12 protein-coding genes and 2 pseudogenes are annotated in these 14319 nt (G+C 46.7%); 10 read left to right on the forward strand and 4 right to left on the reverse strand.

Annotated features, from left to right (window positions below; genetic code table 11):
* The first annotated feature begins 56 nt into the window (after nucleotides 1-56).
* From ACYVF1_RS15840 to ACYVF1_RS15855, 4 genes are all read left to right on the forward strand, one after another.
* Complete coding sequence (locus tag ACYVF1_RS15840) at nucleotides 57-581, forward strand: hypothetical protein (protein ID WP_461080409.1); 525 nt, start codon at nucleotides 57-59, stop codon at nucleotides 579-581.
* Between the two features lie 557 nt (nucleotides 582-1138).
* Entirely contained in the window at nucleotides 1139-1372 is a 234-nt protein-coding gene (locus tag ACYVF1_RS15845) for a hypothetical protein (protein ID WP_461080411.1), read from the forward strand.
* Between the two features lie 87 nt (nucleotides 1373-1459).
* Nucleotides 1460-2356 carry a bestrophin family protein gene (locus tag ACYVF1_RS15850; RefSeq protein ID WP_461080413.1) on the forward strand — a complete coding sequence of 299 codons (897 nt, stop codon included), beginning with the start codon at nucleotides 1460-1462 and terminating at the stop codon, nucleotides 2354-2356.
* Between the two features lie 242 nt (nucleotides 2357-2598).
* Nucleotides 2599-5133, forward strand: coding sequence for a PAS domain-containing protein (locus tag ACYVF1_RS15855; RefSeq protein ID WP_461080415.1), 2535 nt, complete (start codon nucleotides 2599-2601; stop codon nucleotides 5131-5133).
* A 112-nt stretch (nucleotides 5134-5245) separates the two neighbouring features.
* Here ACYVF1_RS15855 and ACYVF1_RS15860 read toward each other — a convergent pair whose 3' ends face one another.
* Both ACYVF1_RS15860 and ACYVF1_RS15865 read right to left on the reverse strand, forming a co-directional pair.
* The gene (locus ACYVF1_RS15860) at nucleotides 5246-5680 is read right to left on the reverse strand and encodes a response regulator (RefSeq protein WP_461080417.1); all 435 of its coding nucleotides are present in this window, start codon (nucleotides 5678-5680) and stop codon (nucleotides 5246-5248) included.
* A 264-nt stretch (nucleotides 5681-5944) separates the two neighbouring features.
* Nucleotides 5945-7183 (reverse strand): sensor histidine kinase, encoded by a 1239-nt coding sequence (locus ACYVF1_RS15865; protein WP_461080419.1) that lies wholly within the window; start codon nucleotides 7181-7183, stop codon nucleotides 5945-5947.
* A gap of 363 nt (nucleotides 7184-7546) precedes the next feature.
* On the opposite strand from ACYVF1_RS15865, the gene ACYVF1_RS15870 reads away from it, so the two are divergent.
* From ACYVF1_RS15870 to ACYVF1_RS15890, 5 genes and pseudogenes are all read left to right on the forward strand, one after another.
* The gene (locus ACYVF1_RS15870) at nucleotides 7547-8203 is read left to right on the forward strand and encodes a DUF2975 domain-containing protein (RefSeq protein WP_461080421.1); all 657 of its coding nucleotides are present in this window, start codon (nucleotides 7547-7549) and stop codon (nucleotides 8201-8203) included.
* Between the two features lie 3 nt (nucleotides 8204-8206).
* Nucleotides 8207-8455, forward strand: coding sequence for a helix-turn-helix domain-containing protein (locus ACYVF1_RS15875; protein ID WP_461080423.1), 249 nt, complete (start codon nucleotides 8207-8209; stop codon nucleotides 8453-8455).
* Between the two features lie 96 nt (nucleotides 8456-8551).
* A pseudogene (locus tag ACYVF1_RS15880) lies at nucleotides 8552-9601 on the forward strand (serine hydrolase domain-containing protein).
* A gap of 243 nt (nucleotides 9602-9844) precedes the next feature.
* Entirely contained in the window at nucleotides 9845-10099 is a 255-nt protein-coding gene (locus ACYVF1_RS15885) for a recombinase family protein (RefSeq protein ID WP_461080425.1), read from the forward strand.
* Nucleotides 10032-10385: a recombinase family protein gene (locus ACYVF1_RS15890; RefSeq protein ID WP_461080427.1), complete on the forward strand. Its 354-nt coding sequence runs from the start codon at nucleotides 10032-10034 to the stop codon at nucleotides 10383-10385. Before ACYVF1_RS15885 ends, ACYVF1_RS15890 begins: the two co-directional genes overlap by 68 nt.
* A 1345-nt stretch (nucleotides 10386-11730) precedes the next feature.
* Here the strand turns inward: ACYVF1_RS15890 and tnpA are convergent.
* Complete coding sequence (tnpA, locus tag ACYVF1_RS15895) at nucleotides 11731-12162, reverse strand: IS200/IS605 family transposase (RefSeq protein WP_461080429.1); 432 nt, start codon at nucleotides 12160-12162, stop codon at nucleotides 11731-11733.
* A 629-nt stretch (nucleotides 12163-12791) separates the two neighbouring features.
* Between tnpA and ACYVF1_RS15900 the strand changes: the two are divergent.
* A pseudogene (locus ACYVF1_RS15900) lies at nucleotides 12792-13699 on the forward strand (IS982 family transposase).
* Nucleotides 13700-13883: 184 nt separating this feature from the next.
* Here the strand turns inward: ACYVF1_RS15900 and ACYVF1_RS15905 are convergent.
* Nucleotides 13884-14219, reverse strand: coding sequence for a LytTR family transcriptional regulator DNA-binding domain-containing protein (locus tag ACYVF1_RS15905; RefSeq protein ID WP_461080431.1), 336 nt, complete (start codon nucleotides 14217-14219; stop codon nucleotides 13884-13886).
* Between the last annotated feature and the right edge of the window lie 100 nt (nucleotides 14220-14319).

Genomic DNA, 14319 nt, shown 5'->3' on the forward strand with positions numbered 1-14319 from the left:
AATCGCGCTGTTACGTTGTTAACAGCCTTGCTGCGTGCGTGCTTACCGGCAGTCAAATGTCGTCACTGAATATGATTGACTCCTCAGACAGCATTTGGCCGAAGCCGCAATTAATGGAGCATCTGGAGCAGGTAGCCTTCCTGTTCGAATCTAAGATTTTTCTGCCTTCCATGCCCTTCACGCTTCAGAGCCAGCTTTACTGGATCGAGCTGATTAAAGGGGTCAGCGATTTGGTTCGGCAATCCGCTTTAGCGGGCAAGCGTATTTGTTTTACCGATGAGGTGAGCCAACAGAATCAACTCTGGGACATCACCGATCTGCTAGATGCGATGCGGCAGTCTGCCCATGTCGTTGGACCACTTTCACCGGCTCAACAGCACTTGACCTTTATCTCACCAGCTTTAAATCAGGTCAACGGAATTGGCTGGGGCCATTTTGCCAATGGCTTATTTTTCGCCTGTCCTCACCCAAACGAGCGTGCTTTTTACATTGGGCGGGACCGAGTTTATTTCTACCGGCATCTCATGCGCGCTTATCTGGAGGCCGGAAATCACCTGCTTTTACTAGCGGAGTTAGCCTAAGCCTGCCCATGAATTGATTATCCGTAAAGCGGGAAGGTCGATAGAGCTTAGTCATCGAATATTCATAATAGGCCTTTTAGTAAGCTGGAGGCTAAACATTGCCAGCATATAGGTGTTTAACTACTAATGGCATTACGGGATTACCTAACCCTGCCTGACTTACTGATTCATTCGTCGACGTAGCGCAATAAGCGTTTACGAATTCTCTACTCCGCTCAGTCACGTTTTGACTCCGTATTTTCCTGTACTTCCTGAGCGCATCATGCTCGACTTCCCAATCAGCCAGGATGCTTAGGCAATTAATTCTATCAGTCAGTTCATTTGACTTATACAGTGAAGAACACTAACCGCTCGAGTTGAACTATCCTATTTAGTTAGTACCATTTCTGTTCATGAGAGATTAGACACCGCAACCCGGCGTTCTCACGCTGAATGAACGCTACTGAAAAAATGCCTTTACCGTTGCCTCACAGCCACAAGCAGACGATCCTATCAGTATTCATTGATTAATCATGACCGAATCCCCTATTTCAATTCATCTTTAACTTCATAAAACGATGCGAATCAATTTCAATGAACTCTTCACGGTAACCGATGCCGTCGTCATACCCAAAGTCCTGATCAATATCATGAGTGTCATCCGGGGTGGGCCGGAATTACACCTAGAAAAAGGTACCTGGACCATCAATGGCGTTGATCCGGTTAGTTGGCAGGGTAAAGACTTACTCGTGGATATACGGACGAGTAACCAAGGAAAGGAATATTACATACGGGGCCTGGCCGTTGCCTAATCAAAAACGCGCCAACAGTTAACTAGGAAGAAGGGGAGCATAGCACGTTGTGTGGTATAAGCCGCCTGAAAACATCAATAAAATGCTATGCTGCTCAATAATAAGATTTCAATCACCTTCTTTATTCAGAATATACTTCGTCAGGCTCTGCTGATTTTCCTATATGCCAACTTAATTGTATTTCTCAAACTCTTCAGCCCCTGGGCGCCGGTTATCCCCATTTCCATAGCAGCCATACTGGGTACCTGCATTGCTTTATTGCTGGCATTCCGCACCAACCAAGCCTATGACCGATGGTGGGAAGCCCGGATTGCCTGGGGCGCAATCGTCAACGATAGCCGCAGCTTCATTCGCCAACTGCAAATGTTTCTGGCTAATGGACCTAATAAAGCGTCGCTGGTGCACACCTTTGTTGAACGCCAGTGTGCCTGGTGTTTTGTGCTGGGAGACACGCTACGGAGGCAGGACGTAACGGATCGGCTGCGTGAGTTCCTGCCATTGACTGACCAACAGCGGCTGGCAGACGCAACGAATAAGCCGAATGCGATCCTACTCGATCATGGTTTGGCCATTCGCCAGCTCTTTGAGAGTCATCAGTTAACGGATTATCAAATGGTCCAATTGAGCACCAACCTCAACAGCCTGACGGACTCAATGGGGCGATGTGAACGGATAAAGAGGACCGTTTTCCCTCGGACGTATGCCTTTAATATGCAAGTGTTTATTTACTTGTTTGCCACGATTCTTCCTTTTTGTTTAGATCCGGTTCATTATTTGCTGGACGTCCCCTTGGTAACGATCCTCTCTTCGGCCTTCATTCTGATTGAGAAAAGCGCTCTTCAACTGCAGGATCCTTTTGAGGGTAAACCCACCGACACGCCCATCACGACGATTGCCCAGACGATTGAAATTGATCTGAAGAGTATGACGGCTTATCCAAGCATTCCAGACAAACCAGTCACCAAAGACTTTTACGTCTTATAGACGTATTCTACAAAGGAGATGGTTTGTCTGTAAATTGGATTGACAAGGGATCTCTATATGGTCAGTTCAGGCAAGTTATTTTTATTCTCAAAATACCCTCGTGCTTGAGACGAGGAGCGATTTGCGTATCAATAATTCGGGCGTTTTGAGAAAACGTTATACTAGGTGTGGGATTACTTCACGATATAAATATGGAATCAATCTAACAGAAAGTAACTTTTTCTTCTTTCCAGAAGAAAGATTTGCTCAAATCGTGTTATTTCACCTGTATATCGTCCGTTACATTAGTCACTATGATTGCCGAGCCACAACCCAACGAGCAAACCAAACAACTGATTGAGCGTCTCGACGTCATCTTTGCTCTGCAAGCGGCTAACCTGGGGGTGTGGGAATACGACCCCATTACCAAACAAACCCGCTGGGATGAGCGCTGCCGAGCCCTGTATGGACTGCATCAAGCTAACACCCTCTCCTACGAACAAGCCTTTCCCTATATTCATCCCGATGATCAAAGCTTGGTCCGCGAGGCTATGGCTAGCGCATTGACTACGACTTCCGATGGGCACTACGATGTCACCTTTCGAACCGTAGGCGGGGATGACGGGCAGCTCCGCTGGGTGCGCTTTACGGGCAAAGCCGAATTTAACCCGGCGGACGAGCCATTCCGCTTGGCCGGTATCGCTCAGGATGTAACGGCTCAGCGGTTGCTAGAGCAAACCCAACAGGAAGTACTGAAACCCCTGTTTGAGCAGTCACCGGTGGCCATTGCCTTCGTGAGTGGCGATGAGTTTGTCTTTCGCTCAGCTAATCCTTTCTATTGTCAACTGGTCAACCGGTCGGCTGATCAACTCATCGGCCAGCCTCTGTTTAAAGCCCTACCCGAACTTCAGTCGCAAGGCTTCGAGGCTTTACTTCGGCAAGTAATGGCAACGGGTACCCCTTTTGTCGCCCCCGAAGTACCCGTTGACTTACTGAGGGAAGGCAAGCTCGAAACAATCTACGTCGGTCTGACTTACCAACCGCAACGCAATACCAAGGGGTATGTGAACGGTATACTGGTAGTGGCCACCGATGTCACCCCGCAGGTGCAGGCCCGCCAGCGTTTAGAGGAAACACTGGGCCAAATGCAAAGCCTGGTCGAAAGCGCTCCTTTTCCGATTGGCGTCTACACGGGCCGCCAGATGCGGATTCGTTTAGCCAACCAAGCCATTATCGACATCTATGGCAAAGGGCCGGATGTGATTGGTAAATCCTACCTTGACCTACTCCCCGAGCTTGCGGATCAGCACATATTTGAGCAGTTACTGCATGTCTATGATACGGGAATCCCCTTTGCGAGTGGTACCCAGCGGGTCAATATTGACCATCAGGGAAAGCTGGTACCTTATTACTTTAATTATAACTTTACGCCTTTGTTTAATGCCCAGGGGCACGTGTATGGTGTGATGAACACGGCGGCTGATGTAACCGAACTAGAGCTAGCTCGTCAACGCACTGAAGACACGGCTTCGGCACTGCAAAACGCGATCCAACTGGCTCAACTGGGCACTTTCAGCGTGGACCTGGCCATGAATACGGTGACGGTCTCCCCACGGGTAACCGACTGGTTTGGTCTTGACAGCTTGACCGCGGACGTAGAAACCTTCATCGCCATCATTGATGAGAGCGAACGGGACTATGTCCGAACTAACCTCTATAATACGTTATTACCGGGCTCCGATGGACGCTATGAGGTGATCAATTCGGTTACCCATGCCAAAACCGGTCAGCGACGTATCTTGCAGTCGATGGGTCGGGTCTATTTGGATGCGACTGGCCAGCCCAGCAAAATAGAAGGTACTGCCCAGGACATCACCGCCCAGCAGGAGTTGCAACAGGTTCTGGAGCAACAGGTAAGCCAGCGCACTCAAGAACTAGCTGCTGCCAGTGAAGCCTTGGCCCTGCTCAATCAAGAGCTGATGGCGAACAACCAGAAGTTAGCGACCACCAATGAAGACTTTGCGGACGCGAACCAGACCTTAGAAGTGGCTAATGTCGATCTACTTCGTTCGAATCAAAATCTGGAGCAGTTTGCCTACATTGCCTCCCACGATCTACAAGAACCGCTTCGTAAGATTCAGCAGTTTGGCGATCTGCTCCAAGGTCAGTATGGTGATGCGCTGGGGGAGGGAGCGGTCTATTTAAAGCGGATGCAGGCAGCCGCTAGTCGCATGTCGGTCCTCATCAAGGACTTACTGGCTTTTTCCCGGATTGCGACCAGCCAAGCGATTACCCACCCGGTATCGCTCCCTGAAGTTGTCCAACAAGTGTTGGAGGATTTATCAGTAGTGGTGCAAGAAAGCGGAGCCCAGATTGAGCTGGGTAAGCTGCCGACGGTTCAAGGGGATCGTTTGCAGCTGGGTCAACTCTTTCAAAACCTATTATCGAATGCTCTCAAGTTTCGGCGCACGAATGCAACCGGGCAACTCATGAGTCCTCAAATCGCCGTCCGCGCCCATCAAGTAGCCAAAGGAGAGTTACCAATTTCGGTGAAGCCCACACGAGATGTTGAGACCTATCACTTGATTGAGGTGGAAGACAACGGAATTGGCTTTGAGGCGAAGTATGTGGATCGCATTTTCCAGGTTTTCCAGCGGCTTCACGGCAAGAACGAGTTTGCGGGTACAGGCGTGGGGCTGGCGATTGTGCAAAAGGTAGTGACCAATCATGGCGGAGCGGTCACGGCCAGTGGGCAACCGAATCAGGGGGCTAGGTTCTGCATTTACTTACCTGTCTAGTTAGTTGATAACCGGCACAACTGGACTTGCAACCTTTAGCTGGACAAAGCCTGAAGGAATAGTTGCCCTCAACAGGTAAGAAGCTCCCAACCCGCATACAAGGTTGTTGACTTTATGACGCTTTGGGGGGCAATAGAGTTGTGTGGTACCAGTACTGTTTTAACGCATGAACATACGTTTTCCACTCCAGAAGTTCTTCGGGTTTGCGCGTGTAAGCCGCAGCACCCGCTTGGTAGGAGCGCTGAACGTATTGGTTTTGTAAACAATGCGATAACATGATAATTGGCACCTTCTTATTGACCCGTGCCTGTAAAAGGGGTAGCAATTCAATCCCATCAAGAGCATCCCCCAAATCAATATCGAGTAGGATCAAACTAGGCTGACCATTGCGGGGATCATCCAGAAAATAAAGGGCAGCTAAAGCCGTTGAAACGCTGAAAAACGTCGCTTCCACAAACTCTTTCCGACCAATTAAACGCAACAGATCACTGACCGATGAATCGTCATCAACCACTAATACATCAAAAGGTACATCCTGAGTTTGCATTAGTTTAGATGGTAGGATTTTAAGTTGGCTGTCACCAAATGTAACAAATTTGGTCTAGGTTATTACTAGTTCCGGTCCGGATCAGCCGTTTTTTAACAACTCATATTACCTGTGATGATTGAGGAATTAACCATTCCTCGGACATCTGGCTAATCCATGTTGATCTGGTTTGTCGCCTTCCTGCTGGTTTGTCTAACTAGATGTGAACCGGTATTGGTTACTCATTCCTGTTTTCAAGCTGTATTAATCTCATTTAATGCTTATTTAGCTGAGAGGCAGAATGACTGAAACGGTTGTCCCTACGTCTACTTCCGAGTGGATACTAATTTGCCCCGAATGATTGCGAAGCACTTTTCGGCAAATACTTAAGCCAATACCCGCCCCTCGTTGAATTTCACCTGTGGGAAGTTGAGAAAACAGATCGAATATTTTTTCGAGTTGGGATGGATTTATCCCAATACCGTCATCCCTTAACTTAATTTCAACATACTGTTTGTCAGGCGATAAATTGGGTATCAACTCTGTAGAAATCAACTCGTTGCTATCAATCGATAGCGCCAGCACCTGGTCTGGCTTTGAAAACTTAATGGCGTTTTCCACTAAATGATAAAAAAGTAGTTCTAATTGAGCGGGTATCCCTGGCACAGTAGGCATAGGCCCTAGTCGAACATCTGCCTCTTTAATATCTAACTGGGTGCGGAGCTCCGTAATGACAAGACCAAGCGTATAATCCAGGTCGGTTGGCTGAAAGGTGGTCTGATTCTTCTCTAAGTCCGAGAAACTGGTTAAATCTTTTAACAGGGCTGAAAATCGCTCGGCGCCCTGGTTAATCTTTACCGCTAATTGCCCCGCCTTTTCACGTTCATTTATCCGAATAGCCTCGACGAGCATACCACTAAAGAGCCTCAGTTTACGCAGGGGTTCTTGCAGGGTATGACTGGAAATGTGGCGATATTGTCGGTTTTCATCTTGGGAGTTGGTAAGCTGTCGGCTCAGGTTCTTCCTGGCATAATCACTCTCCTCCAGCAGGTCACTTTGTTGTAGATGCAACGAGATTAGTTCGGTGAAGGCGGCAAACAGGCCCCTAATCTTTGTACTCTCTAGCTGAGCCGGTCTAGGGTCGATGGCGCAAAGGGTGCCAAAAAATTCACCTGATTTTAGGATAATGGGGAAGGAAATATAACTCTGAAATCCATACATGGCCGGTGTGTGGTGGTTACAGAAGCGCTCATTCTGCTGGACATGCTCAATAACAACGGGTTGATGCGAATCTCGAATTTCATTGCAAATCGTGGTTTGTATTGTCAATTCAGAACCCGGCTGGAGACCAAATTGGATGTCATCGCGCACACTACAGGTAATCCAACGGTCTTCAGTGACGCGGGCCACGGCGGCAAAGCCCATACCCGTTGTTTCGCAGATGACATTTAAGAGGGTGGGAATAATGGGAATTCGCTGAATTCGCTCAATATCACGCGCTAGCTCTACTTCAGAATAAGACACCTGGACTACAGATCGACTAAGGTGAAACGAACAAATATACTAGTTGAAATTTGTTTAACGAATAAGCTGACAAGGCTACACATTGTCTATTATAAACGGACGGATAGAACCGAATCTCAATAAATGCTCCTCAAAAAGAGACGAACCATGTTTGTAGTACATATCCTTAGAGACCGGCCTCCAGCGAACATTTTGCAGGAGGTCGGTCTCTAAGGATATGTAATCAATTGTTAAAGAGTGATATTTTTTCTCAGCGGAGAATATCTATGCGTACTCAATAAATATTTCTTAATATTCGATTAATATTTATTGAATATCAATAAATATACATTCCTTTGTATCATCAATATAAGTTCGATACATATGGAAACTAACTCACCCTATTGGGTATTCCCAACCGTCAAGCGGCTGGTTACCTTGTTTTATTACCTGGTGTTGGCTGTTCTAGTCCTATTCACGGCCATAAATTGCCTAAAGTTTCTAAACGCACAAACCGGTCCATTTCTACTGGGGCAGGAGCAACCCAACTATGTATCGGTTCCGGTAGCCTGGGCACCCGCCAGCGATAAAACCATTGCCACTACTGGCCAGCCTCAATTGCGTTTAACCCCGCAAAAACAGGCAGGGCAACTCCAGGTTCCAATTCGGTCAGTACCAGGTCTGTTAATGAGCCTGATGGGACTCGTCGGCTTGGTAACAGCAGCCTGGATGTTCTTTTTACTCCGCCAAATTTTTCGCTCGGTTCAGATTCAATCCCCTTTTCAGGCGGCTATTGCCCGACGCATTACAATCATGGGTTTCCTGTTTTTAGGCCAAACCGCCGTTGAATTGCTCCTTAAACTGGCGCTGTGGTATCAGACCAGACCTTATTTCGGACAAATTCGACTTACCAACCAAGCCTCTTTGAGCGTAGATATCCAGTTGGATGGCCCCTGGTTACTGGGTTTGATTTTATTAGCCCTAGCCCAAGTTTACCGACGTGGCATCGAACTCCAACTTGAAAACGAATTAACTGTCTAACCCATGCCCATTATTGTTAACCTGGATGTGATGATAGCCAAACGCAAGATATCGCTCTCCGAATTGGCTCAGAAAGTAGACCTCACCCTGGCCAACCTTTCGATTTTGAAGACAGGCAAAGCCAAGGCGATTCGCTTTAGCACGCTGGAAGCCATTTGTCAGGCGCTGGACTGTAAGCCGGGAGACATCCTCGATTTTGAATCCGACAGCCACACCCTCTCAAAGCCGCTCGACGAACACGCGCTGCGCTGACTCCTCCAACAGTTTCCCTAGACATCCTACTTTATGGTCCATACACTGATTAACCGATGGACACCAAGTCTGTCGCTAGCCGCTTCGCTGGCAATGATGAGCTTACCTGTGGTGGCTCAATCGCCTCGTCACCCTTTACAGACAACTCTTCCGACCATCATGGATAGTGCGGCTATTCCGGCTTTATCCATTGCCCTCATTGACAATGGACAGATTAGTTGGTGTGCGGGATTTGGCGTAAAAGATAGCATCACCAAGCAGCCTGTTTCAACGACTACCATTTTTCGAGCCGCATCCTTAGGTAAGCCAGTATTCGCTTTCGCCGTCCTACAATTAAGCCAACAAGGCAAAATAGCGTTGGATACGCCCTTAGTGAAGTACGTGCCAACGGGCTATATACAGACTCAGTTTTTAAAAGGACCCATGCTGGATGATTAAATCGCCTTAATTACGGCTCGTATGATATTAAATCACACCAGCGGTTTGCCCAATTGGCGACCCGAGAAGAAGGCCATAGTTACCCTGTTTACACCCGGTAGTCGCTACAGCTATTCAGGCGAAGGCTATTATCTGCTCCAGCTAGTAGTTGAACACCTGGTCAAGTAACCCATTGAGGCCTTCATGCAACAGACGGTCTTCAAACCCTTAGTGATGAACCATTCCAGCTACGTATATCAACCAGTTGACTCGCTTTCCTATGCCCGCTCGTATGATGGGACGGGAAGGCTAGTGTCCGATGAGGTTGAAGCAGCTAATGTGGCCCATACGCTACGAACGACTGCTGGGGATTATGCCCGTTTTGTGCTAGCTGCCCTGATGCCGACAGGAGTAAATCCAACCCCGTCTACCACTTTACTAAGTTCGCCCGTGAGGACCGATATTTGTCAGCCTGGTCAAGTCTCCTGGGGGCTAGGCATTGCCGTTCAACACACCACTCATGGCGATCTCTTTTGTCAGTGGGCTAAAAGTTCCTCAGCGAGTGGGTATGTGGTCGGCTCCCCAAGCCAAAAGAAGGCAATGGTCTATTTAGTCAATATCGCTAATCAAGGCTTACGAATTGGCGAGCGTGTGGTGGCGTTAGGGATGGAGTATGCCGATCCATTATTTAGTTGTTTTGGGGTTCATCCGCACAACACCCGCCCATAAAATGGCAATGGGCTATTCGTATTGTCTGATTGCACATGCTAAAATTTATGGTTTTGTTCTTGTCGACTCAGCCCTTTCTTCTAGGTAATCTGGAGATATGCATGGGCCAAGTCAGAAGATTAGACTGATTAACTACCTATTGCTGCTAATTTTCTTCCTGAAATACTACCATGCTATTCGGATATGCACGCATATCTACCGCACCGGCGGACCGGCAAGATCAAAATCTAGCTCTTCAGCTGGATGACCTTAAAAAAGCGGGTTGTCACAAAATCTTTCAGGACCGGGGTGGCGTCCCACAAGGTATCCTCGGCCAAAATACGACCGCAACTTCAAAGGCTGCTGGAGGTACTGCGCCAAGGAGATATGATCATGGTTTGGAAATTGGATCGGCTGGGCAGGTCTTTACAAGAGCTTTTCACGCTGATCAATGACTTTCAAAGTAAAGGGCCGGGTCGCCGGTGCGATTGGTTTCCGAAGTTTGAACGATGCCAGTGATACAACCACTGCTCAAGGTCGCTTAGTTTTTAACCTATTCGCGTCACTGGCCGAGTTCGAACGAGACCTTATTCGTGAACGAACTAAAGCGGGTTTAGCTGCAGCTCGTGCCAGGGGCCGCATAGGCGGACGCCCGAAGGGTCTCACTGTTGAAGCCCAAGAGAAGGCACGAGCCGTTAAATCGATATATGCCATCAAGACCCATACGATTTTAGAGATTGGTCGTCTGTTTCATTTAAGCCGAGCAACGGTGTATCGGTATTTAGCCTGGCAAGAAGAAAAATAACTATTTGTTGATGAATGGAACTGCTTCAAAAAATGGGCGTTTGGTGAAATGGACTTGCTACCTTTTATTGGACAAAAAGCTAAGTAACACTTGAATAGAAATGTAACAAATCTAATCTCACAAATCGCTCGTGGCTGTTGCACAACTCCAAACGGACAGTATAACGATGAATTTGGTACTCGATTATCGTCGTTTTATCTTCCAAAGTATCCGAAATATTGAATGTCTACGGCCTTATTAGCCATAGACTTATTTTTTCTGGAGTTGTGCAACAGCCACGCTCCCACTTGAGACGAACAAATCATCATACATATTTAAAAAATACCTTGTTTGCTGTCGTTTCGTATTTTAGGAAGTAAAAGACGAAATATATAGATGGCCAGTTAGCTGTTAGCGGCAATTGACTTAGTCTCCGTCAACCCTCTTTATATGTATATCATAAAGTCTCACAACGCTCAATAATGCGATTTAAGATTATTTTTTTGATCAAGGTAAAGTTCTTAGAACTTAAGTAGATCGCGTCTCTTTGGGGCTGTTTCGCGCTTAAAATAGGCATAAGACCGCATGCTTATAGGAGCTTACGAAAGCGTCGTAGCTATGCCAAACAAAATAACATTTAGCTTCCTCTTGTCAGTAATCCACAAACATCGAAGTTACATCTTTCCGGAAAGCGGGTAAAAACAATCCTTTTCATCCTCAAGATTCTTAAGGGTGGGGGTAGCTAAAAAAATACAGCCAATCAGACCAGCTACAGGGGACTGTCTGGCTATACTAACCGCTGTAATAGAATAGTATTATAACCAATAATTATATATTTCTCAATACAAAGCCATTTATATTGCAAAAATCACAATAATACTTTAACTATTTTATTAAAATCATTTGATATATAACACTCTTATTTAAAATATGGCAATAGATTATGTTCCTATATTATATATACTCTCAACGCGCGCACGTAGAAAACCAACATATCATTTGATTCTGGCCGAAATCAGCCTCTTTACAGAGATTACATGCTCAGATTAGCCAAATCAGAATGTATCTTCAAGCACTTCGTATATCAAAAACTAGGGTCAAAATAAGGCCATAGAGAGGTAGTTTTTGTACTTTTTAAATATTGCATCCAGCTTGTTGACTCACTTATAGCCTGACATAGCTAGCTGGTAAACTACGGCAAAAGAACCCCTCAATCTCTTCTTCAGCAATTGATGAAGTTTCGTGACTTTGTAATTAGCTAGGCGATTTCCAGCTTGTTCTAAGGGACTGAATTGCCAGTACCCAATAATTAAACTACTATCGGCTCGAAGCCGATAGATTTATCTTCGGCTGAAGCCGACTTAAGCTACTCACTGATGGTAAACTCGTCCTCACTTTCAGCCGCATCCTGGTTCTTGATGTATTCCATAATCATTTCATCCGTGATGTTACCCGAAGTGGCTACAAAATACCCGCGCGCCCATAGATGCCGACCCCAGAACGCCTTCGACAGTTGCTGATTCTCCCCCAGCAGTTTGTAGGAACTCTTCCCCTTTAAGTACTGTGCCAACTTACTGATGGCTAAATGAGGAGGCACCGAAACAAACAGGTGGATATGATCTTTGGAGACATGGCCTCGTAATATTTCCACCTCGTGTTCCTTACAAATCCCCCGCAACAACTCGCGAACCCGTTCAGCGACCAGCCCCACTAAGACCGGTTTGCGGTATTTGGTGATCCAGACCAGATGATATTTACAATCATAGGTAGTGTGGCTGGTTTTTCGGTAGTGTTGCATACGCCTGAAGATTGGTATGCAAAACTATCAAACTAAAGTCTTCGCCTAAAGGCGAGGGATTTTCCCCCAGAGTGATACATTAAGGCAAGATTGGTCCGAAATTGTCATCTGTTTCAAGGTCATGATGAACCAACATCATTTAGGAAAACAACCAAAATATGAATGGTAGATTTCCGACAAAAGGATTTATTCGTCAATATTTAGTTAAGTATTTAGTATAGTGCAGCCGCACGAATCGTCTTTTGAATGGAGTGCTGTACATGCTCTTTCTCGTCGCTTACTCATATTAGATTAAATGACCTCACCGATGCTGCGTTAACAACGAGATGAGAGAGTTTGAGACTGTTTAGAAAAACCACGTTCGAACCAAACATGGTGAACAATTACTGAACGGTTGTATAGAACGAGAAAAAGCCCATTTTCGCGTTTTCCTTGACTATCGTCCGGAAAAGCGTCCAATTCCATTCAGGACAAGACATTCTAAAGTGACCCCAATATTATATGCTACGCCCTAATTAGTTAACGTGAATAATGGATTGAACATTCTGACTGACAAGTCTTTATAGCGCAAAAGGGCGAGAAATTGTGGATATTGTGGTGTCGAATCACTTTCCTACAACTTTCGCCCTATGCTCTCCCAAGATACGAAAGATAAGCTTATCGAGCTATTCATCTCAATTGATGATTTTTGTCTGGCCCTCAACGCCTGGCAAGCCAAGCGCCAACCTGGGCTGACTAATAATCTACCTAAACTAACCCCAGAACTGAGCCACAGCGAGCAAATGAGCATCCTGGTTTTCTATCACTACTCGGGCTACAAGTGTTTTGAATACTACTATCGCCAAGTGGTTCAAACTGAATTGGCGTCGTATTTTCCCCAGCTCATCAGCGACGAACGCTTTGTGGTCACCATCACCCGCGTGCTGCCGGTCTGTTTGTCTATCTGCAGTACTGCTGCCGCTGCCAGAGCCAGTTAACAGGCACCTATTTCATTGACTCCAAAAAGCTACCCGTTTGTGACAACCGCCGGATTCACTCGCATCGGGTCTTTGATGGGGTGGCCACTCGGGGCAAAAGCTCGACGGGCTGGTTCTTTGGGCTTAAACTGCATTTAGTAATCAATCAGTTAGGCCAACCTGTCAGTTTTTTATTGACACCAAGCAATATCGCCGATAATAATCATCAGGTCTTGCACTATCTCTTAGACCATTTACAAGGCCACTGCATTGGCGACAAAGGCTACCTGAGCGCACTCTTCGAGGAGTTTTACGAGCGAGGCTTACACCTGATCACCAAAATCAGGACTAAGATGAAGAATCAGTTACTGCCCTTGAGTCATAAACTCAAGCTGCGCAAACGGGCGTTGATTGAGTCGGTCAATGACCTGTTGATGAGTGTGTTTGACATTGACCACACGCGTCATCGTAATCCCTACTATGCCATTGCTCATGTGTTGTCGGGTTTAATTGCCTACTGTTTTTATCCTAACAAGCCCTCGGTATTTATTCCAGCAACGGGCAGCCGTTTAACGGCTTAACCCATTATTCACGTTAGTTACAGAATTAATCTTTCTGGCGTTGTGCGACAGCCACGAACATTTTATGGGAATTGAGAACCAGGGGCCCCTGGGCTTATAGGAATCGCACGCCAGGAAAATGTGGTGACTCGCCCCGCTATACCGCTGTTGGCACAGGCTGGTAAACTACCCAGTTAATCCCATATTAGACCTGTAGCTGGCGTAAGAGTTGCTTTACCTCTCGAACTCGCCGACGCGGAATAACTACCTCCTGCTGATTACCACCCACTGCCAACACTACCACCAATTGGTTAGCCTCGTTCCGGTGCCGGCCCACAATCAACTCAGGATCAGCCGCTAGCTGCTTGCTCAGTCGCACCAAATAAGGAAAGCGCTGGCAGATGGTCCCCAGCGTAATAGACGATAGGTAGTAGCCCCCGTTGTGAAAATACACATGGGTGTAGTTGCCTTCGGCCTGCGTCCAGCTCACCTGGGGCTGACTATGGGGCTGGTGGGGTTTTAAGTAGGGTGTTGGTTTCATAAACAATTGTCGCTTGTGGCGATGAATTAAGAATTTAGGAGCGAGGTTGGTTGGCTCTGTGGTGTATCCAGAGAATAGTGCTGATTTACCGGCTCTGTTC

This window comes from Spirosoma flavus, assembly GCF_054778555.1.